This is a genomic window from Streptomyces sp. NBC_01241 (assembly GCF_041435435.1).
In the GTDB taxonomy this organism is placed as follows: domain Bacteria; phylum Actinomycetota; class Actinomycetes; order Streptomycetales; family Streptomycetaceae; genus Streptomyces.
Genome location: NZ_CP108494.1, coordinates 6,705,828 through 6,718,490, shown reverse-complemented (window position 1 = coordinate 6,718,490; position 12,663 = coordinate 6,705,828). Strand labels below are relative to the sequence as shown.

Sequence of the window (12,663 nt, the reverse complement as noted above, 5' to 3'; positions counted from 1 at the left end):
GAGGGACCGGGTTCACTGGACCTGCGCCGGGGTCAGCAGGGCGAGCGTCGCGGCGAACCGGCCGTGCGGCGCCGCGGCGGCAACGGCGACGGCGTCCTGTGCGGTGTCCACATCACGCAACTGCGGAAGGTCGCGCACGGTCAGCCCGGCGTCGACCAGGCGTCGGCGCTGGACCGCGCCGGTCTCGGGTACGGACATGGGGACGCCGAGCAGGAGTTCCGGGGCGGGGGCGGCCAGGCCCAGCGCCCAGAAGCCGCCGTCGTCGGCCGGTCCGAACCAGGCGTCGCAGCCGTCCCAGGCGGCGGGACGGAGCGCGGCGGCCAGGTGGGCGGCAGTGATCTGGGGGGTGTCCATGCCGATGAGGAGAGTCGGGCCGGTACAGCAGGCGAAGGCCGCGGCAAGCCGTTCGTCGAGGCGGCCGGTGCCCTGCGGCAACACCTCGATGCCGGGCGGCAGCCACGGGCCCGGACGTCCGTCGAGGACGATGGCGCGACGCCGGGCGGGCAGGGCGCACACGGTCCGCAGAGTGTCATCGAGCGCCGCCTCGGCGAGCCGGGCGGCCTGGGCGGGTGTGAACGGCGGGGTGAGCCGGGTCTTGACCCGGCCCTGCAGCGGTTCCTTGGCGATGACCAGCACGGTCGTCGGGCCGGACAAGCCCTCGACCGCACCGGGGCCGGCTGGGGCGCTCACCGGGGCACCCCGGAGCGCACGGTCCCCGGAGCCGTCCCGGCCGGTGGCTGAAGCAGCACCGCGCGCATGTCGCGCACCGCCTGCCAGGTACCCCGCCAGGTGCCGGTGACCTTCGACTTTCCGCTGCGAGGGAGATACGGGACGTCGGTCTCCGTGACCCGCAGCCCGGTGTCCGCCGCGCGGACCACCATCTGCAGCGGGTAGCCGCTGCGCCGGTCGGTGAGACCGAGCGCCAGCAAATCCGCCCGGCGCCCGGCCCGCATCGGCCCGAGGTCGTGCAGCCGCAAGCCGGTGCGGCGGCGCAGCATCCGGGCCAGCACGACATTGCCGGCGCGGGCGTGCAGCGGCCAAGCACCGCGGCCCTCGGGGCAGCGGCGGCCGAGCAGCAGGTCGGTCTCGCCGTCGGCGATCCGGCGTACGAAGGCGGGGAGCAGGCCGGGGTCGAGGGAGCCGTCGCAGTCGCAGAAGCAGACGAACTCCGCCTCGGCCGCGAGCAGTCCGGCATGGCAGGCGGCGCCGAAGCCGCGTCGCGGCTCGTGCACGACGGTGGCGCCGAGCGAGCGGGCCAGTTCGGCCGATCCGTCGGTGGAGCCGTTGTCGACGACGATCGCGCGCCAGCCGCTGGGGACGGCGTCCAGCACCCGGGGCAGTGCCGCGGCCTCGTCCAGACAGGGCAGGATGACGTCGGCACTCGGCGTAGGGATATGGGCGGACGGAGGGCCCGTCAGGGAGGAATCGGTCACGCCACTCACCCTACGGAGCAGAAACCGACATTCCGGGCTCCATTTTCTTACGAAAAATGGACGTCGGCCTGGAAGCAGCGGACGAGCCCCGCGCGTGCCGCACCTGCATGCCGGGGTGGTGAGATGGAGAACATCCCGGACGATTCAGGCCCAGGCACGCACTCCTGCCGGGCACCGAACGCGGCCACGTTCTGGTCGTCGACGACGATCCGACGGTCGCCGAGGTCGTCGTCAGCTACCTGGTCCGGGCGGGGTACGACGTCGAGCGGGCGGACGACGGTCCGACGGCGCTGGGGTGCTTCGCCGGACGCCGGCCGGACCTGGTCGTCCTCCATAAGCCGGCTCGGCCCTGTCTGCCACAGACCAACGGCCAGTTGAACGCCTCAACCACACACTGCAATGTGTTCAGAGCCTTCCGGTGTTTGGGCGCATCCCCCGCAACGGGGCCGTCGCAAACTCCGCCATTCCCCTGGCGAACCCTTCCTGCGGCTTCCAGCCCAGCTCGTCTCGCAGTCGTCGTGAGTCCGCAGTGACATGGCGTACATCACCGAGCCGGTATTCGCCGGTGACCTTCGGAGCAGGGCCACCATGTGCCGAAGCCAGTGCCGAGGCCATCTCGCCGATGGTGCGGGGATCCCCACTCCCCGTGTTGTAAACAGCAAAACTGCCCGGCCCGTTTCCTTTGATGGCTTCCAGTGCCAATACGTTCGCGGCCGCCACATCCCGTACATGGACAAAATCCCTCCGCTGGCAGCCATCCTCAAAGACCTGGGGGGCCTCTCCACGGGCCAGCGCCGAGCGAAAGAAGGAGGCGACACCGGCGTACGGTGTGTCACGCGGCATCCCCGGCCCGTACACATTGTGGTAGCGCAGCGACACCGCGGACCCGCCCGTCGCGCGCGCCCAGGCCGCGGTGAGATGTTCCTGGGTGAGCTTGGTGGCCGCGTACACACTGCGCGGGTCCGTGGGCGCATCCTCGGTGACCAGACCAGGCGCCAACTCCGCACCACAGCACGGACAGTGCGGCTCGAACCGGCCCGCGTCCAGGTCAGCCACCGTCCTCGGTCCCGGCCGGACCGTGCCGTGGCGGGGACAGTCGTAACGTCCCTCGCCGTAGACCACCATCGAACCGGCCAGGACCAGGCTTCGCACACCCGCCTCGGCCATCGCCGCAAGCAGCACCGCCGTCCCGAGATCATTGCACCCGACGTACTCGGGCGCGTCCGCGAAGTCATTTCCCAAGCCGACCATCGCTGCCTGATGACACACGGCGTCGATGCCCCGTAGGGCCCTGTCCACCGCCTCCCGATCGCGAACGTCCGCGATGATGCGCTCGGCGTCGCAGTCCGCGGGGTCCACTGCCGCACCATGCACCGAGGACAGCAGTGCGTCGAACACGACTGTCTGATGCCCGGCCGATGTGAGGGTATGGACGATCTCCGACCCGATAAATCCGGCTCCACCGGTAACCAGTACGCGCATGGCGCCCACGCTAGGCCGCCGGCGAGTCACATGGCCGGTTCCAGCGCGGCGCGTCACGGGATCGTAAGAGATGCCCTGCGGCCGCCTACAAACAAAACGCGATCCATGCACATGAACACCCCGACGAGCTGCGTGAGCGGGCTGCCCGAGAGCTCTGTACCACCGGCCGCCCGGTCTGCTGCTGCCGCCCGGATCACTGGTGTCATCCGGTATCCCGTGCAGCCACGATTTTCGCCACCTGCGACCAGAGCCGTACGACCAGGCTGATCTTCCAGGGCAAGCGTCATTCGAGCGTCAAGAATGCCGGACCAAGGTCCTGAACCGTCGTCCAAATGGTCGCATTCGTGGTGAAACCGCAGGTCAGACAGCCTCGGGTGACCGATTCGTCCGCTCGAACCGTCACACGGAGGGAAACAGGTCGAGCGAACTAACAGGGCAGCGAATCCGCAGGTCAGGCACCCTTCCCAGCAGGTTCAAGGATTGCCACGCACTCCACATGGTGCGTCATCGGGAAGATGTGCAGTGGGTCAATCACAAGGGAACGTGCAGGTCAGAGGGCATAACCCACGTGCGCCCATAGGCCCCGTGCGTCATACGTGCGTCACTTTCATGGCCACGCGTGGCAGCGGGGGTTTCGCACTGCGGCCTGACCGACCAGCGAAACACCTAGGCCGCCCGCTCCACGACCACATGAGAAGCCCTGCCGGTTCGGAGCGAACCGGCAGGGCTGACAATATGCGAAGCATCGAGGGCCCGGCTTGCAATCACTGCGCCCCAGCCAATGGGAGGGCAGTGCCCGTGGGAACTATGAGCTGCGATTCGAGCCGTGTCCACGCCCCGAGAACCGCCTCGTGCGCATCAGGTGCGAGGTGGGCGTAGCGCTGAGTGGTCTGATAGCTCTCGTGCCCCAGCAGGTGCTGCACCTCGTACAGGGACACCCCCTTTTGCACAAGCCACGAAGCGCACGTGTGACGCATAGAGTGCGGCGGATACTCGGGGACAGCTCGCCGCCTGCCACCTGCTTCGAGATAGCAGGCCGCACGTACGGCAGGCCACCACGTCTGGCGCCGCCAATTTCCGTCGTCGAGCAATCGGCCGGCACGCCCCTTAGTGACTGTAGTGAAGACGACACCGTCACGATCCCTTCCATGCATGTGACGCGCCAAGGCATCTAGCACGTGGTCTGGCAGCGGGACCTCCCGGCGACTCTTTGCAGTCTTGGGATACTCCTTGATGCCCGACTTCGTATTGACCTCGACGACGAATAGCCGCGACCTACGCCAGTCAATCCTCTTCCCATGGAGCCCTGACAATTCTCCCCACCGGAGACCGGTATAGAAGCCCAAAAGGGCCATCGTCTGCCATGGCTGTGACAGCCCATCAAGAATCACCTGGGCTTGATTGAGCGTAAACCACTCCGGAGGTTTCACTACCTCCGGCGGCAAGTCTATGCGCCTGCACGGCGTAACTGGGATTAGGTCTTCATCGACTGCGGCCTGCATCAGCGAGTGCATCAAGTTATACGAGCGCCGAATCGCCGATGAACCCTTTTTCTCGAGCATCAGCTTGCGGACCCACGTCTGCACGTCAATGCGACCTATAGCCCGCATTTCCCAGTCCGCCCAATAGGGCATGACATGGTTGCGTATGGCAGAAGCATCCCCGCGCAGCGTATGGGGCTCGACAACCCGCGCATCCCACCAGCGGTCATGCCATTCGCGAAACTTGATCTTTCCAGCACGAGGGTCCCGGTGCACACCCCGCCGGAATTGAGCCTCCCTCCCAGCCGCCCAATCACGCGCCTGGTCCTTAAGCGCAAAGGTCTCCGTATCCCGATCGCCCGCCGGCGTCCTTACGGTCGCTTGCCACTTACCCGATGGAAGTTTACGCAGGTAAGCCATCTCGCCTTTCTCGATTCATCTAGCAATTGGACACGTAGGGCTAACTTGCCCGAGGGGCGGAGGAAGAGGAACCGGACGAGCTAGTGCGCCGCTCAACGAGAGCCTTTACGTCACTTCCGGAAACTCGCACACGAGAGCGTTCCGCGCCCGTGCGCAGATCGATAGCCGAAAGCTCCCCCAGAGCTATGTACCGATAAACCGAGCGTCGGCTTACATCCAAAATTTCCGCAACGCTCTGTATCGATAGCAATTTTTCACACACGGCAGGCTCCGATGGATAGGGCAGGACGACGGTCAGTCCGCACTCGATCCACCGCCAAGCAGTCGGTGAGGACGCCCTAAACGATCCGGAGAATCCCCGGTTTCGGTAACCGGGGATCGTGGCCTATATTCCGCCCCACGCACGACGGTTAAGAGGTCAGCCTGTAAGACGTGAGCGCGGGGTGGGTGTCGTCTTCGACCAGGACCACCAGCCGCCCTCGGTGGGAGGGCCAAGGTTGGGGTTCACGACGCGTTCGGGGGTACCAACGGCTCGGGTGACGCCACGGGCCTCAGCACCCGGGTGGGCCGCGACGTGCGCGAGCACCACCAGGTCTTGGCGATACCCGCGCTGCACCCGGTCCTCGCCGAAAAGGCCGACGGCGCAGGCGCAGAGGCACAGGGCCGTGGACAGGGTGGCGTAGTCAGCTTTCGTCTGGGGGCGGTCCATGCGTTCAAGGCGCCGAGCGCCAGGAGGATCGGAGCAGTGACGCGGACCGATCGAAGTACGGCTTTCAGCAGGCGGGCCTCCTTGCTAGGGACCATGGCACGAGACGGGAGACGGACGCCGGCGCCGGACGCTGGCATTCGCTCCGCTTGGAGCGTCTCTGACACGGTGTTTTCCGGGGAGGTTGTACGTTGACATGGTCTCCGGGAGAGGTTCCAGCCCTTCAGGGCTTTTTCTCGTCTGCCGTGGGCGAATCTGTCCTCGGTCTGTCGCGGTCAGGCCCGTCTACCCTGGGGGGACGATCGAGCCGGTGTCTTCTTCGCGAAGTAGCTGCGCCACCTCGTCGACCAGAGCTGGCATATCCCCGAAGGGGCGAATAGCCCTCACCTTCACAGTGGCCCCTGTTCCGGCCCGAATCCCGCTGCCGCGACCTGCGCGTGGGAGCCGGTCTCGCCGCGTACAGCAGGAACCGAGCAAGGTGCGTGGCAGCCACACCACAATTCTCCGAGTACGCCCCGCTCGACGCGCAGCAGGTATTGGGTAGCTTCGGGTCGAGTGAGACGACGGGCCGGTGCGCGTCTCGCTTGACCTGAACCGCCGCGGGTCAGCACCTCACTGGCGTTCACCTTCACCAAGGCCCGTCAGGTGGAGCGCAGCGCGGATGGCAGACCGGGGCCGGGCCATGGCGCGTCCACACCCCGTCGGCTACGGCGGCGTGAGTGCTTCCGGCTTCCATGCGAAGCTCCTGCGGCTAGACACCGGGCCCCGCATAGTGGGCAAGCAAGGTGGGGATACAGACGGCAGCGGCTGGCCTCAGTTACCATGAGGCCAGCCGCTGCTCTCCCTGTGGCCCTTCGCCTAGGCCAGCAAGTAGTCCAGGTCACCGGCGATCGCACCGTCGATGAGAGCCTTCACTTCCGCCTTCGAGTACACCTGCGGTTCCTGGTCGCGGCGGAAGGTGTCTCGGGTCAGGATCCAGTCGCCGCAGCGGCCGAATTCGAAGCAATTGTCGTTACCTCCCGTGAAGGAGGTCGTCTTCCACACGACCGCGGTGAGGTCGAGGTCGGCGGCGGTGGGCTTGAAGGGCTCGTTGGTTCCGGCAGTGGACGTGCTGCTCACTGATGTAGCTCCTTGATCACTTTCTCGATGCGACTGACAGCTTCCGCAGGCGGAAGCGTCTTCTGCCAGAGGCCGTTGAATGCCTCGTTGTAGGGTTCCACGTGCTTTCGATCCTCGAAGTACATGGAGTGAGCCAGGTTCTCGACCCACACCACGCTCGGATTGGGCACCGGGAACTCCATGATCATGAACGATCCGTACAGGCCGGCGTGGCAGCCGGTCTCCAGGGGGAGTAGCCGGACCGAGACCGTCTCGTGCTCTGCCATATCGAGCAGTCGCTCCATCTGGCATTTCATGAGCTCGGGCGGACCCACCGGGCGCCGCAAAGCTGCCTCGTCGATCACGGCGTCGAGGATGGCTCCGCCCGTCCCGATGAGGCGCTTCTGGCGCTCCATCCGTACGCCGACGAGGGCTCGAACTTCGCCAGCGGTGAGGTCTGGGCGCATCGCGCGGATCACGGCTTCGGCGTACTCGGCCGTCTGCAGAAGGCCAGTGACTAGAGCGAGCTCGTAAGCTTTGAGCTTTCGTGCGCTCCGTTCGAGCCGAAGGTAACCACCGATCTGAGTGCTGTTCAGCAACGCCCTGTGCCGAGGATGGGGATCTTCCTCAACAAGGTCGGCCCTCACCAGGTCAAGAATCTGCAGCCGGGTGTCGGCCGTCACCAGGTCGGGGTACGCCTTGTCGAGAAGGTTCTGGACCAGCTTCTCGGTGGTGGCACGCTTCGCATGTTCGATCCGGCTCAGGTGTCCGTGGTGGACATCGACGAGCCTTCCTACCTCTACCAAGGTGAGACCGGACTCGGTGCGTAAGTCCTTCAGCCTGCCGCCGAGTTCCCTACGAAAGACCGAAGCCGGCACGTCATTCGTCGGCGCCATGGCCGTCAGTGTGACGCCTGCCCGGCCCAGGAACAACCTTTGTGGGTTCAATGTGCCCAGACACATTGCCTGAGATGGTCGTAACCGGCATCCTAACTACGTCACGACGCGTGTTGCCTCGGTAGCAACTCGTGGCATATGCCGCTGCTCGGATGCTGGTGCTCCGATACAGGACTGCTCCAGCGTGCGAATCGCCCCAGCGTCTCAACGACGCTGCAAGCCAAGGATGGGGGCCGCAATCATGTCACGCACGGCTGCTGCTCCTACCTTGTTTCGTGTCCTGTCCCAGCAGCAACGGTGGACCACGTGGGAGATCTTCGCGATCCATTTCGACAAGGCTGCCGCTGCCGTGGGGCAGGCCCAGCCGTCGAGAAAACCGAGGCCGGTCACCGTCGCACGACGTACGTTCGACCGCTGGTTCACGGGAACGTGGTGCGGCCTTCCGCGGCCCGACACTTGCTACGTGCTTGAGCGCCTCTACGGCTTTCCGGCAGAGGACCTCTTTCGGCCCGCACCGGTGGTGCTGCGCCCTGCGGCGGTGCCAGCGGGGCCCGAACAGATCCGGGCGGCCCAGAGCATCGAGACCCGCTGGGCCACGTCCCGTCTGTCGCTGACCACGGCCGGCGGCAGTGGCTGGGACACTTGGGAACTCGACGGGCAACGCGTCTTCGACGGCACCTCGATGGCAATCCAGCTCCAGGCCGCGGACTCTCTCGACAGCGGTGTCCGGCTGCCAGTCACAGATCCCGACCAGCTCAGGGAGTTTCTTCGCCCAGTGCGGCGTGGGCTCGTCTTAGGCACCCGGACTGCCGACACAGGCCACCAGGTGTTCGTGCTCGACGCCTTAACTGCCCGAAACCAACTCCGAGTCGGTCTCGATGCCGAAAGCGTGTCTCTCGTCGTACCCGCCGCTCAGCAGCTCGACGACCTGACGTACGGGATTATCTGGGCCATCGCGAACATCGACGACGCCCTCCTCGCCGACGACCAGCTGCTTCACGCCGAGCACGACGCGCTCAACACCTACCTCGAACTCCCTCGCACAGCGCCAAGTCGCGCCTCCATTCCGGGCCTGACCTCAGTCGGGGCCGCCTGGATCGGCTCCTACTTCTGCTACCGGCACATCACCCGCCACCTTGCCGATGCCTCGGATCTTCCCGTCTTCTGGACACGCGAGCAGTACGGCGAGTCCTCAGTGGGGTGGCTCCTCTGGACCCACAAGCACCGGTACCTGCGTGAGATCGAAAACCGCTTCGCCACCCAGCCGGGCCGGGGGGCCGCCCGCGCGTTCTGCCTGCCTGAAGCGGTGGTCAAGGACAGCGAGCCGTACGAACTCATTCTCCTGTTCCTGTCAATCGCTCTGATGGAGATGCATCGCGTCAACGTCCACGTCAGCGACGTGCCAGAAATGACGGCCGTTGACGGGTTCGTACTCGTCCCAGGGCAGCGCGCCGTGATCGCCAACTGGGTACGCGCGGAGGGCATCTGGCAGGCCGCTACAACCGGCAGCCACGCCGCGATGCGCGACTACGCGGAGGCTGCTGCACACGCGGCACACCACAGCGTGGCGCCCGGCGCGACCTCGCCCGAGCGACTTCAGGCCCTGGCTTCGTATCTCAAGCTCGACTGGGTCTGGCTGACGCGCCGCTGCCGCGAGCTGGGCGAGCGGGGCATTGCCGGGATGATCCGCCCCCGGAGTCGGCTGATCGCACTTGACGAACTCGAATCGACGCTTCGCTTCGTCGGAGACCTGCCGAACTAGCTCCTCCCCTCCCTCTCGAAAGGCGCCGTCTCGTGTCCCACCGTCCGGAAATCCACCTGTTCACCCTCGGTGGCACCATCGCCATGGCGCCGGCCGACGGCGAGACGCAGGGCGTGAAGCCCGAGCTCGGCGCGGCGGATCTTCTGGCTGCGGTTCCAGGGCTTTCCGGCCTGGATGTGACCCTCCGCTTCACCGACGTCACGAAGAAGCCAGGGGCGTCGCTGTCGGTGGACGATATCGCGGCACTCGCCCAGATGATCGCCCAGCGCGAGCAAGAAGGCGCTTCGGGATTCGTCGTGACGCAGGGCACCGACACCATTGAGGAGACGGCATACCTGCTCGACCTCCTCCATGCCGGCCAGGCACCCGTGCTCGTCACCGGAGCGATGCGACACCCCTCCATTCCCGGCGCGGACGGCCCGGCGAATCTGCTGGCCGCCGTCCAGACTGCGGCCAGCAGCGCCAGCCGGGGAATGGGATGCCTCGTCGTGTTCTCGGACCGGATCCACGCAGCCAGGTTCGTACGCAAGGAGCACGCAACCGCCCCGGGAGCATTCGCTTCACCCCATGCCGGGCCCATCGGGTACATCACCGAAGGCGTCCCTCGCCTCATCCTGGCGCCCGCCCCGCAACAGCACGTGCCGCTGCCCCTTCTCAGGCCCGCGCGCGTCGCCCTGATCACCGCAGCCCTCGGGGACGAGGGAGAACTGCTGCAACATCTCGGCGACCGCTTCGATGGCGCGGTCATCGCGGCGTTCGGCGCAGGACACGTTCCGGAGACCTGGGCCGAACCGTTGGAGAAGACTGCCGAGCAAATCCCCGTCGTCTTCGCCTCGCGTACCGGAGCAGGGAGCACCGCCCGCAACACCTATGGGTTCGCCGGCTCGGAACGCGATCTGCTGCGCCGCGGGCTGATCGCCGCCGGTGACCTCGACCCGTACAAGGCGCGGCTTCTTCTCCTCGCCCACCTTCGCGCCGGCACCGACCGCAACGGCATCGCCGCCGCCTTCGCCTGATACCGGCTTCCGGGAGAAAACGACCTCATGCGTGCCACCCCACTGACCATCGGCCGGACCTTCGGCGTCGCGTTCGACGACGGGGACGACTTCATTCCGCAGCTCGGCGCGTTCTGCGCCGAGTACGGGATCCGCTCCGCCTACATCCCCATGTTCCTCGGCGGCTTCCACACCGTGCAGCTCGTCGGCACCTGCGATCCGATCGACGACCTCAGCGCGCCTGTCTGGGCCGCCACGGAGTACACGACGCTGGAGGCCCTCGGTAGCGGAACGATCGCCTGGGACGAAGAGGGTAACGACCTGGCCCCTCATATCCACGTCGCGGTCGGGCTCAAGGGCCAGGCTGCGGAGGGGAGGACGAGCCATCTCCTCGGGGGCCGTGTGCAGTTCATCTCGGAGCTGTTCGTTGTCGAAGTCGCCGACCCGCTCATGACCAGGCCCAAGCTCGGACACCACAAAGTGCCCACCTTGCAGTTCAGCCAGTCCTCGGGCTCAGCCGCGATCCAGTAATGAAGGGCCTGCGATGTCGGCGCGCACCACCACCTTCCGCACCACCGTGCAAGAGCGACGCTGGACGTACGAGGCGTTCTGCATCCAGTGGAAGCGTGCCTGCGAGGAGCTGGCAGAACGAGACAGAGATCCCCGGCTCGCCACCATCCCGATGTCGCGCCGAACCTTCGACCGATGGATGAAGGGCGACCTCACCGAGCGGGGCCCGCGCCCGGACACCGCGCGAGTCCTTGAATATCTCTTCGGCATGCCCGTGGGCCAGATCTTCGCCGAATCCGTTGAGGGCCCCGCCGGACTTCCGGCCGGCCAGCTCCCCGTCGAGGAGCCAGACCAGGCCGAGGCCATCCGCCGAAGGCTCGAAGGAGTCCTGACCAGCGGTCATATAAGCGAAGCCGGGCTCGCTTCATGGGAAGAGACCCTGGCGTGGCACGGCCGGGCCACCCGGTTCCGTCCCGAGGTCGACCTCCTGCGGGACTTACGACGCGATGTCGGCGCGCTCAGCAGGGCGCTCGACCAGCGGCAGTCGCTCGGCGCCATGCGCCGCCTGACGAGGTTCTCCGCCCAGATGGCCGGCCTCATGAGCTTGATCCTGGTCCGCCAGGGCGATGATCACAACGCGAACGCCTGGCTCCGCGTCGCCAGGATCGCAGCGGAGGAAGCCGGCGACAGCGACGTCCGAGCCTGGATCCTCGCCGAAGACGCGTACGCCCTGTTCTACTGCGGCGATCTCACCGGAGCGGCCCGTGCCGCGCGCCGTGCTCAAGTCTCCAGCGTCCAGCCCACCGTCGGCGCCGCTCTGGCCGCTCCGCTGGAAGCTCGGGCCCACGCCGTCATGGGAGACCGCAGGGAAGCCGAGGTCGCTCTCAGCCGGGCGGAGGACGCGCTGGCGCACCTGCACGGAGATGACACCGCGGAGTCGGCGTTCGGCTACAACGAGGCCCAGCTGCGCTTCCACCAAGGCAACGCACTCACCCACCTCGGCCAGACGGACCGTGCCCGGGAAGCGCAGAAGCGAGCTCTCCAGCTCTATCCGGCGGATGAGCACCTCGACCGGGCCCTGATCGAGCTGGACGCCGCCATGTGTCTACTCCTGGATGGCGAGCCGACCGCGGCTGCCGAGAGTACGGCGGAGATCCTCCGAAACCTCCCGGAGCAGCACCGTTCCGGGATTATCTTGACCAGGGCCTGCCAACTCGAAGGACTACTCCCTACCGTCCCTAGCGGACCCCGGCCCGTCCGGGAACTCCGCGACATGCTCGCCCCGCTCCAGCAGGGCACAGCCTCCGAACACGAAGGAATGGCGCCATGAGCGAACTCACCGTGACCCGTGCCGGATCAGCCGACGTGCCGTGCATCGCGGAACTCGTAGCGGACATCGAGCAGTACTACGGCGGCGCAGTCGAAGGCGAGCTGCCCGACCGCGTCGGGCGGCTGCGGGACATGCTCTTCGGAGATCACCCGGCCGCCTCCATCCTTCTGGCACGGATCGGCGCCGACGTGGTCGGGATGGCCTCCTTCTCGCTGCTCTGGCCGGCCGCCGGTGACGGCCACTCGCTCTACCTCAAGGAGCTGTTCGTACGGGAGGCCAACCGCCGCAACGGGGTGGCGAGGGCCCTGATGGCACAGCTTCACGAGGTCGCCGCCCAGCTTGGATGCAGCCGGATCGAGTGGACCACCGACCGCGACAACCCCGCTGCCCAGAAGTTCTACGAGGCACTCGGCGCGGCCCCGCAGGACACCAAGATCTTCTACCGGCAGGCCGTCACCCCCGATACCGCATAGGCGGCCCCGCCGGGCGTCGCCTGCGACGCCGCTGCCGACCACGCCGTGAGGCCGGACAACAGGTAGAGGACCGGGTG

12 protein-coding genes and 1 pseudogene are annotated in these 12,663 nt (G+C 66.8%); 6 read left to right on the top strand and 7 right to left on the bottom strand.

The window, feature by feature from the left end:
• Positions 1 to 12 precede the first annotated feature (12 nt).
• Both OG306_RS30295 and OG306_RS30290 read right to left on the bottom strand, forming a co-directional pair.
• On the bottom strand, positions 13 to 690 hold the full coding sequence (locus OG306_RS30295; protein ID WP_266749219.1) for a TIGR04282 family arsenosugar biosynthesis glycosyltransferase: 678 nt from the start codon (positions 688 to 690) through the stop codon (positions 13 to 15).
• A complete protein-coding gene (locus tag OG306_RS30290) occupies positions 687 to 1,433 on the bottom strand; it encodes a glycosyltransferase family 2 protein (RefSeq protein WP_266749218.1) in 747 nt (248 codons plus the stop codon). Before OG306_RS30290 ends, OG306_RS30295 begins: the two co-directional genes overlap by 4 nt.
• Positions 1,434 to 1,597: 164 nt before the next feature.
• Between OG306_RS30290 and OG306_RS30285 the strand changes: the two are divergent.
• Positions 1,598 to 1,765: pseudogene (locus tag OG306_RS30285) on the top strand (response regulator); the annotation flags it as partial.
• A gap of 73 nt (positions 1,766 to 1,838) precedes the next feature.
• On the opposite strand, the gene OG306_RS30280 reads toward OG306_RS30285, so the two are convergent.
• The 5 genes from OG306_RS30280 to OG306_RS30260 form a co-directional block, all read right to left on the bottom strand.
• Positions 1,839 to 2,915 (bottom strand): NAD-dependent epimerase/dehydratase family protein, encoded by a 1,077-nt coding sequence (locus tag OG306_RS30280; RefSeq protein ID WP_371665890.1) that lies wholly within the window; start codon positions 2,913 to 2,915, stop codon positions 1,839 to 1,841.
• A gap of 764 nt (positions 2,916 to 3,679) precedes the next feature.
• Positions 3,680 to 4,672: a tyrosine-type recombinase/integrase gene (locus tag OG306_RS30275; RefSeq protein ID WP_371666285.1), complete on the bottom strand. Its 993-nt coding sequence runs from the start codon at positions 4,670 to 4,672 to the stop codon at positions 3,680 to 3,682.
• A 184-nt stretch (positions 4,673 to 4,856) separates the two neighbouring features.
• Complete coding sequence (locus OG306_RS30270) at positions 4,857 to 5,078, bottom strand: helix-turn-helix domain-containing protein (protein ID WP_371665889.1); 222 nt, start codon at positions 5,076 to 5,078, stop codon at positions 4,857 to 4,859.
• A 1,302-nt stretch (positions 5,079 to 6,380) separates the two neighbouring features.
• Positions 6,381 to 6,641: a DUF397 domain-containing protein gene (locus OG306_RS30265; protein ID WP_371665888.1), complete on the bottom strand. Its 261-nt coding sequence runs from the start codon at positions 6,639 to 6,641 to the stop codon at positions 6,381 to 6,383.
• A complete protein-coding gene (locus tag OG306_RS30260; RefSeq protein WP_371665887.1) occupies positions 6,638 to 7,516 on the bottom strand; it encodes a helix-turn-helix domain-containing protein in 879 nt (292 codons plus the stop codon). Before OG306_RS30260 ends, OG306_RS30265 begins: the two co-directional genes overlap by 4 nt.
• A gap of 463 nt (positions 7,517 to 7,979) precedes the next feature.
• Between OG306_RS30260 and OG306_RS30255 the strand changes: the two genes are divergently transcribed.
• The 5 genes from OG306_RS30255 to OG306_RS30235 are packed head-to-tail and all read left to right on the top strand — an operon-like array spanning position 7,980 to position 12,586.
• Positions 7,980 to 9,278 carry a transcriptional regulator, XRE family protein gene (locus tag OG306_RS30255; protein WP_371665886.1) on the top strand — a complete coding sequence of 433 codons (1,299 nt, stop codon included), beginning with the start codon at positions 7,980 to 7,982 and terminating at the stop codon, positions 9,276 to 9,278.
• A 32-nt stretch (positions 9,279 to 9,310) separates the two neighbouring features.
• The gene (locus OG306_RS30250; RefSeq protein ID WP_371665885.1) at positions 9,311 to 10,294 is read left to right on the top strand and encodes an asparaginase; all 984 of its coding nucleotides are present in this window, start codon (positions 9,311 to 9,313) and stop codon (positions 10,292 to 10,294) included.
• A 27-nt stretch (positions 10,295 to 10,321) separates the two neighbouring features.
• Complete coding sequence (locus OG306_RS30245) at positions 10,322 to 10,804, top strand: PPC domain-containing DNA-binding protein (protein ID WP_371665884.1); 483 nt, start codon at positions 10,322 to 10,324, stop codon at positions 10,802 to 10,804.
• A gap of 13 nt (positions 10,805 to 10,817) precedes the next feature.
• The gene (locus OG306_RS30240) at positions 10,818 to 12,113 is read left to right on the top strand and encodes an XRE family transcriptional regulator (RefSeq protein WP_371665883.1); all 1,296 of its coding nucleotides are present in this window, start codon (positions 10,818 to 10,820) and stop codon (positions 12,111 to 12,113) included.
• Positions 12,110 to 12,586 carry a GNAT family N-acetyltransferase gene (locus OG306_RS30235; protein ID WP_371665882.1) on the top strand — a complete coding sequence of 159 codons (477 nt, stop codon included), beginning with the start codon at positions 12,110 to 12,112 and terminating at the stop codon, positions 12,584 to 12,586. Before OG306_RS30240 ends, OG306_RS30235 begins: the two co-directional genes overlap by 4 nt.
• Positions 12,587 to 12,663 lie beyond the last annotated feature (77 nt).

Bases quoted from the DNA above. Each gene is read 5' to 3' on its own strand.
- OG306_RS30260 (WP_371665887.1), bottom strand. From the start codon at position 7,516: ATGGCGCCGACGAATGACGTGCCGGCTTCGGTCTTTCGTAGGGAACTC.
- OG306_RS30235 (WP_371665882.1), top strand. From the start codon at position 12,110: ATGAGCGAACTCACCGTGACCCGTGCCGGATCAGCCGACGTGCCGTGC.
- OG306_RS30280 (WP_371665890.1), bottom strand. From the start codon at position 2,915: ATGCGCGTACTGGTTACCGGTGGAGCCGGATTTATCGGGTCGGAGATC.
- OG306_RS30240 (WP_371665883.1), top strand. From the start codon at position 10,818: ATGTCGGCGCGCACCACCACCTTCCGCACCACCGTGCAAGAGCGACGC.
- OG306_RS30245 (WP_371665884.1), top strand. From the start codon at position 10,322: ATGCGTGCCACCCCACTGACCATCGGCCGGACCTTCGGCGTCGCGTTC.